The sequence below is a fragment of the Sphingobacterium litopenaei genome, from assembly GCF_014692495.1.
In the GTDB taxonomy this organism is placed as follows: Bacteria; Bacteroidota; Bacteroidia; order Sphingobacteriales; family Sphingobacteriaceae; genus Sphingobacterium; species Sphingobacterium litopenaei.
The window spans coordinates 14721-36709 of record NZ_JACOIJ010000017.1; the positions used below are offsets into that span (position 1 = coordinate 14721).

Sequence of the window (21989 nt, forward strand, 5' to 3'; positions counted from 1 at the left end):
TAATTATAAAAAGAATATATAGTTATATTCCAAATTTTAATAGCTTTGCACTATACAAGCGCACGAATTATAAATGAAATTCTTTAAAGTTATTAACCATGTCCAGATATTACCACGTTGGGTAATATTCTTTCTAGACCTAACGGCTGCAATTTTTGCTTTTTTGATTGCTTATTTTTTGTATCAAGATACTAAAAATATAATCTTTAATCCAAATGATTTTGCCTCCGAATTTCTATTGTGTCTAGGAGCGACTGTGATCTCTTTTGTCGTTTTTAAATTATATTCTGGTATTGTAAGGTATACAAGTTCTACTGACTCTATACGTATTCTATCTTGTAATTTACTAACTGTAATTATTTTATTTGGCGCTAAACTTTTCGTGTTGGCTATCCGTGCACCACACATAATAGACAGTTCATTAATAATTATATACAGTTTATTACTTTTTGTAGGATTGGTTATATATAGAACGTCAATTAAAGTTTTCTTCCAATATTCTCGAACAGCAAAGAAAATTAAGAAGAATGTGATCATTTTTGGCGCTGGTGAATTAGGTATTGCAGTAAAAAGAACTTTTGACCATGATTTAACCACAAATAAAATCATTGTAGGGTTTTTAGACGATAATCCTTCCAAAGTAGGTAAGTCCATTGATGGTGTAAGAATTTACAAATCTGATAATCTAACAACTGTAATCAACAAGTTGGCTGTTGACGAGTTGATTATTGCTACTCCATCTCTTGTTTCCGAAAAGAAATCTCAAATAATAGAATTATGTCTTGAAAATAATATATCGGTTTTAACTCTACCTCCTGCGAAACAAATAATGAATGGAGATTTGTCAGTAAACCATATCAAAAATGTCAAGATTGAGGATTTATTAGAACGCGCACCTATTAAAATCGATAATGAATCGATCTTAGAACAATTGAAAGGAAAGCGTGTATTAGTAACTGGAGCTGCAGGATCGATTGGTAGTGAAATTGCTGCTCAAATCAGTAAATACGATCCCCAAGTCATAATCTTATGTGATCAAGCGGAAACTCCATTACACAATCTTCAACTTGATTTACAAGAGAAATTTAAAGATCAAATTTACCATACATTCATTGCTGACGTAAAAAATTACGAACGTATGCGTTATTTATTTGAGGAATTCAAACCTCAAATTGTATATCACGCAGCAGCATATAAGCATGTACCTATGGTAGAGAATCACCCAATTGAAGGAGTGCGCACCAACGTATTGGGTACTATAAATTTGGCTAATCTTGCTGTTGAATTCAAAGCAAGAAAATTTGTATTTGTTTCTACGGATAAAGCGGTAAATCCTACCAATGTGATGGGGGCAACAAAACGTATCGCTGAAATTTATGTTCAGGCGTTGAATAATAAATTGGAACAAGATAATGTAGAAAAACGAACAAGATTCATTACTACACGTTTTGGAAACGTATTAGGATCCAACGGATCTGTAATTCCAAGATTTAGAGAACAAATTGAAAAAGGAGGTCCAGTAACTGTTACACACCCAGAGATCACACGTTATTTCATGACAATCCCTGAAGCTTGTCAATTGGTGATCGAAGCAGGTAATATGGGTCAAGGCGGCGAAATTTTCGTATTTGACATGGGTAAATCTGTAAAGATCGTAGATTTAGCTAAAAAAATGATCAAACTTTCAGGTTTTGAGCCCAACAAAGACATTGAAATAAGATTCACAGGCTTACGTCCAGGCGAAAAGTTATACGAAGAATTATTGAATGACTTAGAGAACACCATGCCTACGCACCATGAGAAAATCATGATTGCTAAAGTAAGAGAAAATTGCTTTGAAGATGTTAAAGCTCAAATTGATTTATTGTTTGACATTGTCAAAACTCAACATCAATTTAATATTGTAAAACAAATGAAAGCGATTGTGCCTGAATTCAAAAGTCAAAATTCTGAATATGAGACGTTAGATCATCCTAGCATCACCATTACGAAAGAATAATCTATTTAGCATTTTCTAGCTTTTAGTATTGGAATTTTTCAATAAAAGTGTATTTTTGCGTTCCATAGTATATTTAATATAAACTAATGTCAACAAATCTTAATTCTACAGATCAAAAAGGATCTTTCTTTCAAGACAATCAAAAGAGCCTAATTTTTATTTTGGGTGCTATTGTCGTATTAATTCTTTTATATATTGGATACCAAAAATTGTACCTAGCGCCTCGAGTTGAAACAGCTGCTGATGCTATGTATCAAGCCGAAGAATATGTATTGATAGATTCTTTACAAAAGAAAGCTATCGAAGGTGACGGCAATTTTGCTGGTCTAAAAGAAATCGCAGATGAATATTCGAATACACCATCAGCAAATATTGCATACGCTTATTTAGGTGGTTTATATCTACGTCAAGGTAATTTCCAAGAAGCTATCAATTATTTGAAAAAATATTCTGATACAGGAAGTGACATTGTAGATCCTTTGGTTGTAGGTTTGATTGGTGATGCATATTCAGATAGCCACGACTACAAAAATGCTGCAGACTATTACAGCAAAGCTGTTGGTAAATCTAAAAATTCTTACACTACTCCTCTTTTCCTTAAAAAATTAGGATTAGTTTACGAACAATTGAACGAATACAAAAAAGCAGAAGAGGCATATCAACAAATTAAAACGGATTATCCTCAAAGTAACGAAGCTTCGACTATTGATGGTCCTTTAGCTCGTGTACAAGCAAAACAATAATTGAATTAAGTTATCATTATATATTAAGGCTGCTATCAAGCAGCCTTTTTAGTTAAAAGAAGAAAATTATGGCAAGTTCGCTTAAAAATTTATCCGATTTCTCTCATATTCAAGTCCAAAGTGCAGCAGGGTTTAAATTTGCTATCGTAGTATCTCAATGGAATGCTCAAGTGACTGGAGCTTTATTGAACGGCGCTATTGAAGGCTTATTAAAAAATGGAGGAAAAGAAGAAGATATTGACATCATTGAAGTACCTGGAAGTTACGAATTGATCTCAGGAGCAGACATTGTATTACGCAATAAAGATTTTGATGCCGTAATATGTCTAGGCTGTGTCATCCAAGGAGAAACTAGACATTTCGATTTTATTTGCGATGCGGTGGCAAATGGAATAAGTAATGTGGCTATAAAATATAATAAGCCAGTTATCTTCGGTGTGCTTACGACAGACAATTTAGAGCAAGCAACAGATCGAGCGGGCGGCAAACACGGTAACAAAGGAGAAGAAGCTGCTGTTACAGCCATTCAAATGGCACACATCAGTAAAAAATATTAATAAAACAAAAACTGCCAGATTGTATCTGGCAGTTTTTGTTTTTATGGAATAACTATCCAAGACAGTGGACCAATTCTTTCTTTATCATCCACCACGGCTACTTTTATGTTTTGACCCGAAGCAACAGCTATTCCATTCTTTAAATCGAATCGTTTACTTTTCAAAGAGGGGATAGTACCATCTGTTGTATAATAAACAGGAAAATCACCATACTCTGCTTTTCCTCTTAAAATTCCATTTTCCATTTTGAGGCCGACGCGTGGCAATCTAAAACTAATGCTATCTGCAATAGAAGGAAGTTCCACAGTTCCTACACGATGGGCAAAAGAAATATAATCTTTATCGAATTTATTTTTATTGTATGTAGCTTCGCTTTCATATGCTCTACGAGGAGACCAAGCGCGCTCAGCTAACACATAAAATCTTGGAAAAGCCAAATAATCCAAATTCGCATCTCCTATTAATGTTTCCGCAAACACTCCTCCTTTTATTCCCAAAAAGTTTGATCTTCCTTTTTCTGTAATGCGTTCAAGTTTATTTATATATGACTTGTCCAGTTTTTCACCTCTATAATAGGTGTGAATATTTGCAAAATAATCTTCAGGGAAAAGTGAATAAGAATGATACAAATCGGCATAAGTAGCCCAATTAAGTCCTGGCTCCTCAAAAGTAGTATCCCACATCATATCAAAATAAGTATTGGAGGCACTAATTAATACGGTCGGGTAACCCGCATTAGCTAACCTGTAAACTAAATCGTCTTGGCCACCACCAATGATATTGTTCCACACATCCAATTGCATATTTTGTTTATTAGGCATTTCCTCATTTGCCACCATGCCTGATCCCTTATTCACCATTCCGATTTCTTCCCATCCCGCTAGTTTTAATCCCTTATTAATACACAGATCATTTATTTTTGAAATATAATAGGTCCAAACATCATATACGCTTGCTAAACCTTCCTTTTGCATCAGTGCTTTAATTTTAGGTGATTTTTCCCAAACGCCCGGAGGAACTTCATCCCCTCCTAATGAAACTTTTTCGAAAGGCACTCCAGCCTCTGCATACATATTTTTAAACTCAGCCAACACTTTATCCAAAAATCGATAGACAGAAGGCAATGCTGGATTCAACACATTATCACCAAAATTCTGAGCAGTGTTATATTCCGAAACATCTTCAAAATCGTGCAATAGATATTCTTCAGCGGCCTGTTTATTCCCTGCTTTCATATACTTGTGATAACGAGATTCCATCGCCTTAATGGCAGCACGAGAATGTCCCGGTGTCTCAATTTCTGGTACTACTTGGATGTGTCTTTCTTGTGCGTATTTTAATATCTCGATAAAATCATCACGTGTCAAAAATCTTTTCGCTTGATCCACTCCAGAACCATAGGCAGGTTGTAAAGATTGCCCCAAATGATACAAAGGCGAACGAACCGCGCCAACTTCAGTTAACTCGGGTAATCCTGGGATTTCTATACGCCAGGCTTCATCCTCTATAAAATGAAAATGCAACACATTTAACTTATTTTCAGCCATCAAATCAAGATACTTCAATACAACAGCTTTGTCACGATAATTGCGCGCGATATCCAACATAAAACCTCTATAACCATAACGCGGCACGTCTCTCACCTCTACACAAGGCAATGAACTCTTATCCTCTAATCCTTTATGCAGCGACTTGAGGCTTTGTAGCGCATAAAACAATCCAGTCGAAGTAGCATATTCTATCGTAATATTTTTCTTTGAAATAGTCAGATTATACGCTTCCTTGCTTAAGGAAGGATTTGGAATTAGTAAAATATCTGCTTCTTTTTTAGAAGAAGTAGAATGGCTCACAAAAAGTCTATTTAGTTCCCTAGAAAAAACGGTGTAATCTGATTCAATGCCATAAACATTTAGGATTCTATTGATATAAAATTTTCCATCTAATTCTTTCAAATATTTTGGAGTAGGAAAAATTAAAATTGGCTTAGCCGATTTGTCAAAAGTTGTATTCTTAGCATATAATTTTTCTAAAAATGCTCTATTGTCCTCTTCACTTAATTTAATAGGATCATAAGTGACATTATTCAACCCTACAAACGTTTTTTTATCCGCCTTATTGAGAAGATAAAACCCATTCGGTAATGTTGACACTCCCGAAATAGGATATTTTGTGGTATAATCAATTTGAATAGAATCATTCTTTCTCAGATTCTTTGTAAAAGAAATTTTAAAAAGATTGCCACGTAGATCTTTAATAGCATAATCCGAAGTAGTGGCATCATGGACTGGATACATAGAATTAAAAAACAAATCCCATTCAGATAATAAAAAATCTTTAGGACCATTATTTTTTATCACAAGTGACAATCCGAGATTATCCTTTCCATTATAAGAAGATGAAGGTTTCCAATGAAGGACTAAATCTAAATTATATCCCTGAGCAACAGTATTTTGCAAATTAACCAAACTCATGAGAAGCAATAAAATAAGTGTAGTATGTTGGAACTTAATCATAATTAGAAGTGTATATGCATACATATATAACAATTTTTTTTCACTTTTTTTTGCACGTCAAAAAATTAAAACTATATTTGCACACCGAAACAAATAACGGCCCGTTCGTCTAGGGGTTAGGACGCAAGATTTTCATTCTTGAAACAGGGGTTCGATTCCCCTACGGGCTACAGACTTAAAAGTCAAAACATATCAAAAGCCTGCAAATCAAATGTTTGCAGGTTTTTTTTGTTTTATAGGTGTCTACAAATATTTCAACTTTTCCGGGGTCAAAATATGCGAATAGCCATATAAAGTATTTCAAAATCAAAAAAAGCTTGATAACTATCGCTAAGCTGTTCTTGTGGCTTTTATACGCAGTACACTTATCGCAGCAAGAATCATTAATCCCCCAGCAGATACCAAAGCAAATACAGTCTGTCCGCTAAAAGCATATTTAACCAGGTAGCCACCTATTACCCCACTGACGATCTGGGGAAAAGTAATAAAGAAATTAAAAAGCCCCATATATACTCCCATTTTCTTTGTTGGTAAACTATCACTCAGAATAGCATACGGCATTGCCAGAATACTTCCCCAAGCAATACCGACTCCGATCATTGAAATAACCAAAACCGTCGGATCGTTAATAAGGTAAATTGAGCTTAAAGCAACTCCTCCTACCAGCAATGAACATGCGTGTGTAGATTTTTGTCCGATTCGACGAGCAATACGGGGTAAAAAAAGTGCATAAATAGCCGATACGGCATTGTAAATACCAAAAAGTACGCCTACCCAGTTGGCGGCATCCGCATATCCAAGGGATGTCGTGTCTCCTGATTTTACATCATAGATATGTTCAGCAATAGCAGGAGTCGTAAAAACCCACATGAGAAACAATGCAAACCAAGAGAAAAACTGAACCAGTCCCAGTTGCTTCATAACGACAGGCATATGCTTGATATCATACAGCAGCCCAGTAAAAAAACTCTTTTTTGAAGCTTCCTCTACAGCCAATTCAGTGGATGGTTCATCAAAATTCGCCAACTCCTCAGGCGTGTATTCTTTTGTCGTGCATACTGTCCAAAGTATACTCACAACCAAAACAAAAGCCCCTACATAAAAAGAATAGATCACATTATCCGGAACAAAACCAACCTCCGCAACTTTAGAGATACCTACATACTCTGCTAAGATATAGGGTAGCCACGAACCTATAACAGCTCCTAATCCGATTAAAAATGTTTGAATAGAAAAGCCCAGACTGCGCTGTTCACTTGACAAGTTATCAGCAATTAGTGCCCTGAACGGTTCCATTGTCACATTTATAGACGCATCCATAATCATCAGCATACCTGCTCCAATCATCAAAGGAGGTAGAATCGCTGTTAACACAGCCGCATTAGGCATCAAAACCAGTGCTATAGCGGTAAATATAGCACCTCCGAGAAAATAGGGTCTTCGTCGTCCTAATTTATTCCACGTTCGATCACTATAATGTCCTATAATGGGCTGAACAATCATGCCTGTCAACGGAGCCGCCAACCAAAACAATGACAAGTGCTCAACATCTGCACCAAACGTTTGTAATATTCGGGAAGCATTTCCGTTTTGTAGGGCAAAACCCATCTGAATACCTAGGAACCCTATACTCATATTAAAAATCTGAGCAAGACTAAGTTTAGCTTTATATATACGATTCATCTTTTAAAACTTAAGTATCTGTGCTTGATTCGCTTCTAATTTCAAATCAATCTGGTTACTGAATTTATTTACTGTTATCGCTTCTTGCCCAAGCAGATCTTTAAATACAAGCTGCTTTCCTTCCATATGAAATGCCTGAATAACATCATCCGGCAAGATCAACGTGAAATTTTGAACTGCCTTTTCAAAATTGGCAATTACCAGTAAACGTTCATTATGCGTATAACGAAGATACGCATAAATGCGATTTGGAAAAATAGGTTGTACTTGTTGGGTAGCCATCAGATCATAGAAGCCGCCGGCCTGTATACTCTGCTCTGTCTTGACAATATTAAATAAAGCTTTGTAAAAAGCTCTTAACCGCACTTCATTTTCAGCAAGCAAACCACCATCAAACTTCCCTTTGTTCATCCATTTTTGGTGCTGTGGTACTCCCCAGTAATCAAAAATAGAGGTACGGCCGTCTTCTCCCCCGAATCCTTCATGTCCGATACCAGGTTCCCCGACTTCTTGTCCGGAATAGATCATAACAGGTCCTGTAGCCATGGTAGCACTCAGTACCATAGCCGGTATTGCCACGAATGGATCACCTGCAAAGTCTTTTGAAGCAATACGCTGTTCATCATGATTTTCCAGAAAACGTAACATTCGTGCAGAATATCCCTTAACTTCATTCCTCCACACATCTTGAATACCTCTTACACCAGCATAGTCGTCATTTCGCATAAGCATTTTTAAGGTATCATAAAGCCCTACCTTGTCATACAAAAAATCAAACTTCCCGGTAGTATAAAAGTTAGCATATTCCTGCTTGTTATACGCTTCCCCAATAAACAATATATCCGGATGGCTTTTCTTAACTTCATCATTCACCCAGGCCCAAAACTCCACGGGAACCATCTCCACCATATCACACCGAAATCCATCAACTCCCTTTCCGGCCCAGAACAAAAGTATATCGCGCATCTTGAACCATAATGGAGGAACAGGGTCGAAATGCTTCGTCTCATTGCGTTGAAAATCTACACCATAATTAAGTTTAACGGTCTCAAACCAGTCATCCTTGGCTGGAGAAGACGAGAACACATTATTTCCGGTAGCTTTTGCAGGACTTTCAGGAAAACTTCCATTCTTCAAGACATTATAAAATTCGCCTCCGCCGGGAATATATCCGCCAGGCACCTGAAAATCACTATCGGGGATGTAATAAAAATCATTTGCAGGCAAAAACTGTTTTGTCTTATCATCGTCCACACCAAAATCCTTTACGTTGTCAGGCTTACTATCAGAATAATAGGTTCGTGCGACATGGTTTGGAATAAAATCTATAATGACCTTCATCTTATGCTGATGTGTCCGCTCGATCAACTGCTCAAACTCCTGCATTCGTCTGCTTACATCAACAGCGAAATCCGGACACACATCATAATAGTCTTTAATGGCATATGGTGAACCCGCCCTACCCTTGACCACATCCGGGTCATCCGGCTTAATCCCGTAGGCGCTGTAATCTGTCATTGTCGCATGTTCGATCACACCGGTATACCACATATGCGTAATTCCCAAATCATAAAGCTCCTGAAGTGCCGTAGCGGTAAAATCATTAAACTTACCTACACCATTTTCTTCTATTGATCCATAATATTTGTTGGTTGTATGGGTATTTCCAAAATGCCTTACCAGGGCCTGATAAATAACAAATTTATTATTTACCAAAGGTTCATTCAACGTGTTTTCTTTATTAAGCAAATCAAGCTGATTAGCGCCTGACGAACAGGATACAACCATAAGCAGTATTATCAATATTCCCCAAAGACTGTTTTTCATCTGCTGTAACTTTATAAATGCTTTATTGTTCTTTAATATGAATAGCGACCCCGCCACTTCTTGCCAGCCATTGTTTCAGTTTTGTTTTTGAAGTAACAGTTTGTTTATAGATATGGTAATGCTGTGGGTTTGTTTCAAAATCAGCATCCTTACTATCCTCATAAATTATGGCTACATATTTTTTACCTTTAGGCAGAAAGTCAAAAGACAACGTTAAGGTACGTGCATTTTCATCTGTGATTGCACCTATAAACCACTCATCTTTTCCTTTCGCCTTACGGGCCATCGCAATATAGTCGCCAGGCTCCGCATCGAGTACGTGCGTCTCATCCCAATCAATAGCCACATCTTTTATAAACTGAAATGCATCCAAGAACCGGTTATAAACCTCGGGTACATCTGCTGCCATCTGCAAGGGGCTATACAATGTGACATACAGTGCAAGCTGCTTGACTAGGGTTGTATTGACACGAGAATTGTTGTTCGGATTATAGGCCTTAATATCCGTTTGAAAAATTCCAGGTGTATAGTCCATTGGTCCCCCAACCAATCTCGTGAAAGGCAATATCGTCAGGTGGTCCGGGGTATTCCCTCCAAAAGACTCATACTCTTGACCACGGGCAGATTCATTACCGATCAGGTTGGGAAAAGTCCTGCTCAACCCTGTAGGACGAACGGCTTCATGTGCATTGACCATGATTTTGTAATCCGCGGCTTTCCTGATAGCGTGGAGATAATGATTTACCATCCATTGACCGTAGTGAAACTCTCCCCGTGGGATAATGTCCCCCACATAGCCACTCTTCACACTATTGTAACCATGCTCCACCATGAATCTATATGCGGTATCCAGGTGTCTTTCATAGTTTCGGACAGAACTGGATGTTTCATGGTGCATCATCATCTTAACCCCTCGCTCCGCGGCATATTGCTGCAATTCCCTGACATCAAAATCAGGATAAGGAGTTACAAAATCAAACACGTAGTCCTTTGATTTTCCAAACCAATCTTCCCATCCTATATTCCAGCCTTCTACCAGCACAGCATCAAAGCCGTGCTTGGCTGCAAAATCAATATACTCTTTTACCCGCCTGGTATTTGCCGCATGGGTCCTATTAGGCTTGACCTGGCTATAGTCTACCTCATCCAGTTTCAGGTTTTCCATACTGGTATAAGACCAACTGCTCTTACCGCTAATCATTTCCCACCAGACCCCAACATATTTGATCGGTTTAATCCAGGATACATCTTCAAATGCGGTAGGCTCATTTAAGTTTAAGATTAACCTGGATGTCAATATATCTGCCGCTTTGTCACTCACCATAATCGTACGCCAGGGAGATACCGCAGGTGTCTGCAAATATCCTTTATTACCAACAGCATCAGGTGTCAGCCACGATTTTAAGATCATGTTCTTATCATCCAGGTTAAGCGACATACAAGCGTAATCGATCAGACCTGCTTCATGAATATTAATATACAGATTGTCCTTGCTCTTGAGAAGAAGTGGTGTCTGCAATCCTGTAGGCGAAAATGAAGTCTGAGAAGCATTGGGTGTCACGGCCTCTGACATCAAAGCCCTGACTTCCGATAGATTTGATGTCGTCGTATTGTATTCTTGGGTATCATAATCTCCCGGTAACCAAAAAGCCTTGTGATCTCCTGTTAAGGCAAACGCAGTTTTCTCTTCCTTGATAATGAAATAACTTAGGTTTTCCTGCTTCGGAAATTCGTACCGAAAACCAAGTCCGTCGTTATAAAGACGAAAATGTATATTTAGCAACCTATTCGGTGTACTTTGTTGCTTAAGATATAATACAAGCTCATTATAATGGTTACGAATCTCCCTTTGTTCTCCCCAAACCGGATTCCAGGTTTCATCAAATGTACCCGTTGAAATACTATCAAGGGAAAAGTTGTCCAGCAGAGACTCCTGGTCTTGAAGCTCCAAACCCAAAAAACTAGGTTTTATAACTTCTTTATTCCGGAATACCAATTTATAATAGGGTCTTCCTTCCTGGCTAAGCCCCACCTCCAGTTTTTGTCTTCCGTCAGGAGAAAGCAGTTCCTGTGCTGCCACATGTGTTAACATAGAAGCAAACAGGGTTGAAATGATAACGATATGTTTAATTGACTTCATATACTAACTTCTATTAATTCAGCGCTAATCGCGGATTGGAAAACCGAAATTCCTGCCCCTCATTTATTTCTTGCTCCTCATTATCGATCACTACGACAGCCGCAGGGCCAGTCTCATTGGCTATAATAGTTTTATCCTGTTGGATGCTGACATGTAAGTGGGCTCCTCTAAAGTTGATTTTAAAATTGTAGCCGCTCCATTCTTTCGGCAATATAGGCTGAAAATGTAATTTTCCATCCAGAACCCGCATGCCGGCAAACCCTTCTACAATCGTCATCCACGTTCCAGCCATTGAGGTAATATGCAGGCCATCCTCAGTATCGTTATTATAATCATCCAGATCTAACCGTGAAGTGCGCAGATAAAATTCATAAGCTTTATCTTCCTTACCGAGCTTGGCTGCAATAATCGCATGTACACAGGGTGACAAAGAACTTTCATGTACGGTCAATGGTTCATAAAAATTATAGTTACGCTCAATAGTCTCCAGATCGTATTGGTCTTCCAGAAAGTAAAGCCCTTGTAATACGTCGGCCTGCTTAATATAGCAAGAACGCAGAATCCTATCCCAACTCCACTTTTGATTCAATGGGCGTTCCGCGTCCGAAAGTTCAGAAACAGTTATTAATTCTTTATCTAAAAATCCGTCTTGCTGCAAAAATACTCCTTTACTAGCATCCTCAGGATAATAAAACTGTTCAACGATATGATTCCATGTGACTTGCTCCTTATTTTCTAACGAGACTTTTTCCAGTATTTCCCTTAGCCGTTCGGGTGCATTCTGTTCCAGATCCTTGATAACCTTCCCTGTATATTCCATACACCAGGATGCGATACGATTCGTATACCAATTATTATTGACATTATTTTCATATTCATTAGGTCCCGTAACACCTAACATCACATACTTATTTTTATCAGCACTCCAATTCACACGCTGTGCCCAGAATCGGGATATCGCAATAAGAACTTCTAACCCATATGCTGCTAAGTAGTCCGTATCTCCGGTATAACGAACATAGTTGTAAATGGCAAATGCGATAGCCCCGTTTCGATGAATTTCTTCAAATGTAATTTCCCATTCATTATGACATTCCTCTCCATTGATGGTTACCATAGGATACAGGGCTGCACCATTTCGGAACCCTAGCTTCTCTGCATTTTCAATAGCCTTTGGAAGATGATGATAACGATATAGTAATAGATTACGCGCTACTTTTGAATCTGTTGTTGCCATATAGAAAGGCAGGCAATAAGCCTCGGTATCCCAATAAGTTACCCCTCCGTATTTCTCTCCTGTGAATCCCTTTGGACCAATATTTAGCCTTTCGTCTTCACCTGTGTAAGTTTGGAAAAGTTGAAAAATATTGAAACGTATAGCCTGTTGGGCAGACACATCCCCATCAATCTGAACATCAGCATAATTCCATACCTTAGCCCAGGCGTCAGCCTGGTTTTGAAGCATGCCTCTTATTCCCTGGTGGCTCACGCGTTCAAGGACCTGTTTTGCCACATGCTGCAGATCTTCGGTCTTATGATTCTCACTCGTGGTAATGGCAACATACTTATTCAATTCAAAATGCTGCCCTTCTTCAAGAGAAAATTGAAATTTCTGTGCAACATACTTTTCCCGGTTTTCTAGAGCAGTAGAAGGAATGCCAGCATCGCCAACAAACAGGTTATTCAATGCTTCGGTATGGACATGAAATGCAGTTTTCTTCGTTTTTAATTGCAAACCTAGCGTATCGTTTGCAGAACGGCTTACCTCTTCCCAAAACTTTTCATCATAATTCGAATCCCGATTTTCTATATCACCATCCAAATAACTTTCCAACTCGATCGCTGCACGACCTTGCATGACTGTCAGGCAGTACGACAATCCTGCAGCCGCTGTTTCTACAATACTAAATAAACGCTTTGCCGAAACTTCAACAACGGTATCATCTGGTAATTTGGCTTTAAAATTTCGATATAAAACACCAGTCTTCATGTCCAGACGACGCTCAAAATTTAAGACTTCAATCTTTGCCAGATCAAGTGTATGACCATTAATGACGAGATGTAAGCCTATCCAGTTGGTTGAATTAATGACTTTAGCAAAGTATTCAGGATAGCCGTTCTTCCACCAGCCTACACGGGTTTTGTCCGGGTAGTAAATCCCCGCGATATAACTCCCCTGCAGCGATTTGCCTGTATAATCTTCTTCAAAATTGGCACGTTGCCCCATTCTCCCATTACCGATCGAAAAAATACTTTCTGAAATTTCATTGTATTCGGCCCGGTATTGATCCTCGATAATCTGCCAAGGATCTTTTACTATATAATCTTTCATACTCAATCTTTAATTACTTAACAACTCCCCCAAATTTTTGACATTCAAATCAACATGTTGCAATCCACCATCCAACGAAATGCCTACTACAGCCATTCCTCCTGCCCGTGCTGCTTCCACACCGGCCGGGGCATCTTCAAATACCACACAAGCCTCTGCTGCAACATTTAGCTTTCGTGCGGCACATAAAAAAACTTCAGGATTTGGTTTGGATAAAGACACCTCATTACCATCCACGATGGTATCAAAATAGGCTGCTATGCCTGTTTTTTCTAAAATTAGCGGTGCATTTTTACTGGCTGATCCTAAGGAAATAAGCTTACCTGCTTTCTTAGCCGCTTTCAAAAAAGATAATGCGCCCGGTAATACATCCTCAGGTGTCATTTTTGCCACCAATTCCAGGTACCATTCATTTTTTAGCTGAGCCAACTGTTCTTTTTCCACTATTGATTTTTCCACACTTCCCCAACTCAAAATTTTGTTTAATGATTCTATCCTGCTTACTCCTTTCAACTGCTCATTTTGCTCTTCCGAAAAGTCGAAACCCAACGAATTAGCCAATCTTTTCCAAGCCTGATAATGAAATACCGCTGTATCGACCAATACCCCGTCCAGATCAAATATGTAAGCCGGCTTTTCCAAAAACGCTATTCTTTTCAAATCCATAATAAACCCTATATATCCTTAAAATAACTCTAATACCATAGTTTCTTTTGCCTGCAACGACAGGTCTTCATGAATATTGAAAACCTTATCCGTCATGATATTCTTTGCCTGCTTATAGTTTTGTATACGCTCAGCAAAACGACCTGTTTTTATCATTTTCGATTCTTTATTCGTATTCATAATGACCATGATTGTCTTGTCATCATCATATCTGAAATAGACATAGATCCCATCTTCGGGGACAAACTGCATCGTCTTACCGGTATGTAGCACCGGGTTATTTTTTCTGTAGTTAGCTAATGTTTTCACATACCTCCACATATCCTGCTCATCCCCGGTACGACCGGACGCTTCAAATTTATTAACCGCATCTCCTGAAAAGCCCCCTTTAAAATCCTCCCGTAGCAGACCATCCGGATTACTAAAATTTTTCATTAGGATTTCGGTCCCATAGTAAAGTTGGGGTATACCCCTGGTAGTCATCAACCAGGCAACAGCAGACTTATATTTGGTAATATCTTCTTCTACCACGGAGAAAAAGCGGTCTTTATCATGATTATCAAGAAACAGTACGTTACACTCCGGATGAGGATATTGATAATCTGCAGCCAGCACTGAATACAACTTATTGACTCCTCCTGTCCAATCCATCTCTTTGTTTAAAGCTTCACCGATAGCATAATTCAATTGAAAATCTGTAACCCCCATCAACTTCGTATCGATAGACTGTCCTACCTGCTGTCCTCCCAGAAAATAAACCTGATTAGGAACCGAATGTACCCAGGTCTCTCCAAAAAATGTAAAATCAGGATATTCATCAACAATAGACTGTGTCCAATCCGCCATAAACTGCAGATCATTATAGGGATAGGTATCTATCCTGAATCCGTCGATACCCGCTTCCTCGATCCACCATATATGACTTTGTGTAATGTAATTTCTGACATAGGGATTTGTTTGGTTCATATCCGGCATTGTGGTGTCAAACCATCCCTTTTCCATCTTACGACGATCATCTTGCGATGCATAGGGGTCAAAGACCGTTTGGTCCTTATAGGTAGTCTGCGTAAACTCAGGCCATTCATGAAGCCAATCTGTCATCGGTTTATCCACGACGGTCCAGTGGTACAGACCGACATGATTAGGTACCACATCATGTACCAGTTTCATCCCTCTGCGATGAAGCTCATCCCCCAATCGCTTGTAATCCGCATTCGTGCCAAAGCGAGGATCGATATGATAATTTTCGGTATTGGCATAACCATGATAAGATGCCTGGGGCATATCATTAGTCAATACCGGAGTCAGCCATACAGATGTAATACCTAAATCTTGCAAATAATCTAATTTACCAACTACACCTTCCAAATCTCCTCCGTGACGATAGTACATAGAATCCCGATTTAAAGCAGTCTCACGCATGTCTTTTACGATATCATTACCTGGATTTCCATTCGCAAACCGATCGGGCATAATAAGATAAATCAAATCAGAAGAATTGATTCCCTGCGCTTTTACTGCGTTTGAATCTCTTTCCTTTAATTGATAAGAAAAACTTCCGGCCCTCTTATTGCCTTTATAAAATTCAATCGGGTACTGTCCTGCTTGCGCATCAGCACCAATATGAATATCTAAGAACAGGTAATTCTTATTATCGGCATGGTGTACGCTTAGCAAGTCTATTCCCGGTTTGGAAATTTTCACTTGTGTACATTCTCCAATCGCATCCCCATATACCACTAGCTGTATTTTATTAGTTTTCATACCTACCCACCAGTGCAATGGTTCGATACGCTGAATAGATTGTGCTATGACCTGATTAGCCAACAGCAGTATACTAGAGAGGACTAAGGTTCCGAAAGTTCTTCTTTTCATGTTTTTTGTTTCAATGCTTATTTTTTAACAAGGGTATAGGTATTATTCGTTACATCCAGTATGATATCATACGTTCCGGCTTGTGATACAGCGATATCGGCACCACCTGCACTAAGGGTTCCGTTTGCACCGCCCAGGTTTGTACCCCAATCATGGTTCTTGCGGAATTTAAAATTACCGACCACAAAATCGACAGTCACCTTCCAGACTTGATTGGCATTGTCATAGCGCATATCCGTATCTGCTCCCCATCCTCCCGGAGTAGCATCCCCGATAACACCCCAGGAATGATCGGCGTATGCTATGGTATTATTATTGGTATTCACGGTAAGCTCCAGATTACCTGCACGTGGAGCTTTTATATTGCCTCCTCCATTCAGTATAATCTTATTGTCACCGGCATCACCAAACGATTGAGCCCAATCACGTAAAGGTGTAATTTTAAACTCAGAGTCTGCTTCCGGAAAATAAATTATACCCGTGTAGATCGAATTACTCGTTGGCGAAATTAATGATTCGGCTACCTCAATAACCCAATTCTGGTAAGCACCCGGCACATACAAATAGCTAACCGCAGCATAAGGTGTAATTTCCAAAGATACCGGTGTGGAATAAACCGGAGCAATACTACCGGATATCGAAGACTTGATACGCACCTCAATAGCAGTAGGTTCTCCTGTAGGAACATTCAATGCCAACACCTGCGTATTCAGGTTATCCCCCGTAAAGTCTAGGCTATCTTGTCCATTAGGAATAAGAACTTCTTTGACTTCGGCAAAATTGCTCCCCTTGACAGCAAACTGTAAGGTATTGCTAATCGCGGCCTGGTAACCAAAACTTGCAGGTGAAAGCCGAATCTGCAGCATAGTCTGATCCGCCACCTCTTTGCTCAGGACTATAGTAGACGAGCTGACTGCCAGTACTGCTGACGTACGGCTTTGTTCATCAAGCAATACCGTTTTTGTTTCATCTTTATCACAAGATTGCAAGGTAAAAACTATACCTATCAACAACCATAAATATGTCAATGTCTTCATATCATTACTTAGTTATACCCTTGATTTTGATCTAAATTTGGATTGGCAATCAAATCTGCCGCTGGCAGTGGAAACAAATTGCGATAGGCCGGAACTGCCTGACCTTGAAGAACACCTCCTTTAAAAGGCCACAAATAGTTACCACCCGTAAACAATCCATAACGAATTAAATCTGTTCTGCGAAATCCCTCCCAGTACAATTCCCGAACACGCTCATCTAAAATATCATTCAATGTAATCGTCGCCACATTACCGGATGTATTGCCATAAGCCCGTTCTCTCAAATCATTGAAATAGGTCAAAGCCGTAGCTGTACTTCCCCCACTGCCACCTCTCAGCACTGCCTCCGCATAAATCAGATAAAGCTCCGGCAAACGTATCAATGGGAAATCAATAGACGTAATAAAACCTTCTGCCGCGTTTGGAACTGAATTATCCTGATTAACATTTCGGAATTTAGTGACCGCCAATCCCTGCTTGTAGACACTGATATCTTCTATCTCTACCGAAGTATTCAGATGAAACATCGCTCTCTTATCCGTGGCTCCACTCCAATCGCCAAATATGTCAGCTATATTATCACGAACCCTGTTTCCTGCCCAGCCACCTCCCGGTATACCAAACAATGTAGGATCCATGGACGCATCTATCGCTGCGTTGAGCAGGTAGGTAGTACCACCTTTATTCTGCGTAGAGGTACCATCATAGGGTAGATAAAAGATAAACTCATTATTTTGTTTGTCATTATCCGCATAAAACAAATGCGCATAATTACTCTTTAACGAAAAGCCAGATTCTATGACCTGCTTCGCATAGGTGATCGCTTCTGTATAATGCGCATTACCAGTGCCTAAATAAATCTCGGCATTAAGGTACAACCGTGCCAGCAATGCCCAAGCTGCTGATTTGTCTACGCGTCCATACTCATTTTGACGGGGAGCTTTCATAATATCAGCTGCAGCCAATAGCTCAGACTCTACATAGTCGAATAAATCTGGTCGCATAATTTGCTGTGGCGCCTCTTTACCGACTCCATTCTCTTCGGTAATGAAAGGCGGGTTGCCAAATAAATCCAGCAAAACCCAATAGCTAAATGCCCGTAAAAACCTGGCTTCACCTCTGTAAACCCTTATTTCCTCTGCTTCTGCTGCCGTTATTCCCCTACTACTTAGTTTTTCATCAGTACTCTCTCTGAGGAATTCGTTAACGAGTGTTACCGTATAGACACACCGTGTGTACAATCCTCTTAACATAGGATTACTATCTTCAAAGGTCAGGTAGTCCAAACCACTGATACCCGGGTCATTGAGCCAGGCGCTAGCAGCCTCATCTGTGGTCAGTTCCTGAGCATTCCAAAATAACCGCAGGAAATCGGAAGTACCCGGATCCAGGCCTCCCAGATCCGAATTATTAGGACCTGTACTACTGGTTAATGTTAGTGAGCCATAAAGACGTGCAAACGCCATTTTATAACCTTTTGCATCCTTAAAAACAATATCTGCCGTAACATCATTTGTTGGCTTTAAATCTAAGTCTTTATGACAAGACATCACTATTGCCGCCATAAATACCAGAATGATATAGTTGAAATTATTAAATCTTTTCATTGCGCTGTTTTTTTCACGTTTACCAATCTTCATCTGTTAATATGCCAAATTAACACCTACTATAAATGTCCTTGGCCTAGGATAGAAACGGTTGTCTATACCATTTGCTATTTCCGGATCCACTCCCTTATATTTAGACACCGTAAATACATTCTGAACAGTACCGGACAAAGTCAGGCTCGCGGTACGGTTACCTTTCAATACGTTACCGATCCGATAAGAAACATTGATATTGTCCATTTTCAGGAACGAAGCGTTCTTAACATAGTAGTCACTTAGCAACTGTTTCTCCCTGAAATTTGTATTTAAGAAGTCCACCGGTGCATTATTAATGACCAGCGAAGCGGCATCAATCACATTATAGCTACTGCCAAAGTTTGAAGAAACGTTGTCATAAATATAGTTTCCGATATTGGCACGCAACACTGTACCTATAGACCACTTATCATAGTCTACCGAAGTAGAGAACCCTAGTAAAAATTTAGGCAATGGTGATTTATAAAAATAACGGTCATTGTCGCTTATGGTTCCTTCTCCGTTTGTATCTGCATACAAAGCCTCTACTGGTTTTCCGGCCTCATCATACACTTGTTTAAATACACGGAAGCTATTGGGTGCCATATTAACCGTATGTGCCTGGATATTGTTACCCGTTGCACCTTGTATTCCTCCTGTCTCAATCATAAAATCCGGGTCATCTACCAAAGTCAGGTTCGTCACTTTATTTGTATTGTACGTAAAGTTGAGACCCAGATCCCAGTTTAATTTTTCACGATTGATAAGTGCCCCATTGATATTCCATTCTACCCCGAAATTTTCCATATTACCCACATTTGTCAACAGGAAATTATTGAAATTAGAACCCACGGCAACAGGTATAGAACTCAACAGATCTTTCGTCTTCTTGGTATATACATCCAGGCTACCAAATATTCTTCCATTAGCAAAACCATAATCGACACCAATATTTGATATGGTCGTACTTTCCCACCTGATATTCTCGTCGTAAGCTACCGGCGAATACAGGTAATAGTATTCGTCGCCCATACGGTACATAGATTCATTAGAACTATTGATATAATTAGGCATATACGAATAATTCGCTATCCCATCCTGTTGACCGGTCTGTCCATAGCTTAGTCTTAATTTCAGATCAGATAGTGCTTCACTATATTGTAAGAATCCTTCTTCTTTTAATTTCCAGGTGAAAGCAACCGAAGGAAAATATCCCCAACGATTAGCCAGACTAAAGCGTGATGATCCGTCGGCACGCAGTGTAGCTGATACGATATATTTGCTATCATATGTATAGATCAATCGCCCATAGTAAGAAATCAATCTATTCTGAGGCACATCAAATGGAAATACCGGTGTATTTAATACATCTCCTGCTTCATTTACCCGATCAAAATTATTAACCGTGGTTTTATTGTCATAATAACCATATCCCAACGTAGCGTCAATATTACTCTTGATATTTTCAAAATTGTTGGCATATTTCAGATAAAACTCTGCCATCGTATTATCGATATCATTTTTATACTGTATACGTTCTCCACCTTCATTAAAATTACGGGCAGCGATAGCCGGTGTGAATGTGTTGCCCTCTCCGCGACTCTTGTCATAACCTAAATTCAGGTTTGCATGTAGCTTTGGCAGAAAATGGAAAGAATAATCCAATTGAATATTTCCAAAAGTACGAAACACCTGTCCATTGTCTTTTCTTAGGTCAAGCAATGCCAACGGGTTACGAGGGGCATTAGGGTTTGGAGAAGTGCCATTGGCCCACTCGTAATATCCTCCAAACTGATCGCTATATATAGGTTGTGTAGGATCAAACTGTATAGCTGCCCCGATCGCATCCTGGGTTGCGAACTTCGATTTAGACCAGGCACCACGAACATTCAGGTCTATGGTTAAGTGATTGTCCAATAATTTCGGATTCAATGAAAGTGCTGCAGACGTCCGTTGCATATTGTCATTTTTCAATACCCCATCCTGATTTAGATAACCTAAAGAAACACGGTAAGGTATGTTTTTAACACTGGAAGCCACACTTAGGTTATTGTCTGAAGCAAAGGCATTCCTATAAATGGCATCCTGCCAATCGGTATTCTCCGACCCCAACAAGGCTTTCATGATATCACTTCCGTTCGCGTTGACATAGTCTCTGATCTGGTTAGCATCTAACAGATCGACTGTACGATCAATAGTAGCATAGGAATTTTGTGTCGAAAAATTAATCTTTGGACTCCTGCTTCCCTTTTTAGTGGTAATCAAAATAACACCATTAGATGCCCTTGATCCATAGATAGCGGTAGCATTCGCATCTTTCAAGACTGTAAATGTCTCAATGTCATTCGGGTTTATCAGGCTTAACGGGTTAGCCACACCGGATATACCTTGTCCGCCAAACGGCACACCATCTACCACGATCAACGGGTCATTGCTGGCATTGAGCGATGCTCCGGCACGTATCCTGATCGTGCTGGCTGCACCAGGTTGTCCGCCACCCGAAGTAATCTGAACGCCCGACACTTTTCCTGTAATCAATTGTTCAGGGCTTGAAATAACTCCCTTTTGAAAATCTTTTTCATTTACTGTGGACACAGCACCCGTTACTTCTCCCCTACGCTGCGTACCGTATCCGATAACGACGACTTCATCGATATTAGCCTGATCTGATTCCAGCGTAAAGTCTAACTGTATACTGTTGTTTTGAGTAGCTACAGATTTAGACTGCGATACGTACCCCACACTATTCACCTCTACAATATAGTTTCCTGCAGCCAAACCATCAAAACGATACTCGCCCAGCACACTGGTCGAAGTAGATCGGTTCAATGCCTTAATCCGTACTGTCGCACCAGCCAATGATTCCCCAGCCGTAGTCGTAATCTTACCAGATATGGTAAGCTGTTGTGAAAATGCGGTGAGCGACAAGGTAATCATGAGATAGAACAGCATGATCCGCTGAATTGTAAATTTGCTCATCATAATATTGCTTTCT

Annotated in this window: 13 protein-coding genes and 1 tRNA gene; 4 read left to right on the forward strand and 10 right to left on the reverse strand. The window is 39.5% G+C overall.

Annotation, left to right across the window (positions count from 1 at the left end; genetic code table 11):
• Positions 1 to 73: 73 nt before the first annotated feature.
• From H8B04_RS09910 to ribH, 3 genes are all read left to right on the forward strand, one after another.
• Positions 74 to 1999: a polysaccharide biosynthesis protein gene (locus H8B04_RS09910; protein ID WP_190302256.1), complete on the forward strand. Its 1926-nt coding sequence runs from the start codon at positions 74 to 76 to the stop codon at positions 1997 to 1999.
• An 86-nt stretch (positions 2000 to 2085) separates the two neighbouring features.
• Positions 2086 to 2742, forward strand: coding sequence for a tetratricopeptide repeat protein (locus H8B04_RS09915; protein ID WP_165290351.1), 657 nt, complete (start codon positions 2086 to 2088; stop codon positions 2740 to 2742).
• Between the two features lie 68 nt (positions 2743 to 2810).
• On the forward strand, positions 2811 to 3299 hold the full coding sequence (gene ribH / locus H8B04_RS09920; RefSeq protein ID WP_190302257.1) for a 6,7-dimethyl-8-ribityllumazine synthase: 489 nt from the start codon (positions 2811 to 2813) through the stop codon (positions 3297 to 3299).
• Positions 3300 to 3340: 41 nt separating this feature from the next.
• On the opposite strand, the gene H8B04_RS09925 is transcribed toward ribH, so the two are convergent.
• A complete protein-coding gene (locus H8B04_RS09925; RefSeq protein WP_190302258.1) occupies positions 3341 to 5812 on the reverse strand; it encodes a family 20 glycosylhydrolase in 2472 nt (823 codons plus the stop codon).
• Between the two features lie 98 nt (positions 5813 to 5910).
• Between H8B04_RS09925 and H8B04_RS09930 the strand changes: the two genes are divergently transcribed.
• Positions 5911 to 5982: transfer RNA gene (locus tag H8B04_RS09930), tRNA-Glu, on the forward strand.
• Positions 5983 to 6142: 160 nt separating this feature from the next.
• Here the strand turns inward: H8B04_RS09930 and H8B04_RS09935 are convergent.
• Genes H8B04_RS09935 through H8B04_RS09975 form a run of 9 tightly spaced genes read right to left on the reverse strand, consistent with a single transcriptional unit; the run spans position 6143 to position 21976 of the window.
• On the reverse strand, positions 6143 to 7447 hold the full coding sequence (locus H8B04_RS09935) for an MFS transporter (RefSeq protein WP_223815357.1): 1305 nt from the start codon (positions 7445 to 7447) through the stop codon (positions 6143 to 6145).
• A gap of 51 nt (positions 7448 to 7498) precedes the next feature.
• Complete coding sequence (locus tag H8B04_RS09940; protein WP_223815358.1) at positions 7499 to 9322, reverse strand: alpha-amylase family protein; 1824 nt, start codon at positions 9320 to 9322, stop codon at positions 7499 to 7501.
• A 22-nt stretch (positions 9323 to 9344) separates the two neighbouring features.
• Positions 9345 to 11462: a glycoside hydrolase family 97 protein gene (locus H8B04_RS09945; RefSeq protein WP_190302260.1), complete on the reverse strand. Its 2118-nt coding sequence runs from the start codon at positions 11460 to 11462 to the stop codon at positions 9345 to 9347.
• A 13-nt stretch (positions 11463 to 11475) separates the two neighbouring features.
• On the reverse strand, positions 11476 to 13794 hold the full coding sequence (locus H8B04_RS09950; RefSeq protein WP_190302261.1) for a family 65 glycosyl hydrolase domain-containing protein: 2319 nt from the start codon (positions 13792 to 13794) through the stop codon (positions 11476 to 11478).
• A gap of 9 nt (positions 13795 to 13803) precedes the next feature.
• Positions 13804 to 14460 carry a beta-phosphoglucomutase gene (gene pgmB, locus H8B04_RS09955; protein ID WP_093099127.1) on the reverse strand — a complete coding sequence of 219 codons (657 nt, stop codon included), beginning with the start codon at positions 14458 to 14460 and terminating at the stop codon, positions 13804 to 13806.
• Positions 14461 to 14478: 18 nt separating this feature from the next.
• Positions 14479 to 16335, reverse strand: a complete 1857-nt coding sequence (locus tag H8B04_RS09960) for a glycoside hydrolase family 13 protein (RefSeq protein WP_190302262.1) — start codon at positions 16333 to 16335, stop codon at positions 14479 to 14481.
• Positions 16336 to 16352: 17 nt separating this feature from the next.
• The gene (locus tag H8B04_RS09965) at positions 16353 to 17372 is read right to left on the reverse strand and encodes a SusE domain-containing protein (RefSeq protein WP_190302263.1); all 1020 of its coding nucleotides are present in this window, start codon (positions 17370 to 17372) and stop codon (positions 16353 to 16355) included.
• 8 nt (positions 17373 to 17380) lie between these two features.
• The gene (locus H8B04_RS09970) at positions 17381 to 18979 is read right to left on the reverse strand and encodes a RagB/SusD family nutrient uptake outer membrane protein (RefSeq protein ID WP_093099668.1); all 1599 of its coding nucleotides are present in this window, start codon (positions 18977 to 18979) and stop codon (positions 17381 to 17383) included.
• 36 nt (positions 18980 to 19015) lie between these two features.
• Positions 19016 to 21976, reverse strand: coding sequence for a SusC/RagA family TonB-linked outer membrane protein (locus H8B04_RS09975; protein ID WP_223815359.1), 2961 nt, complete (start codon positions 21974 to 21976; stop codon positions 19016 to 19018).
• Positions 21977 to 21989 lie beyond the last annotated feature (13 nt).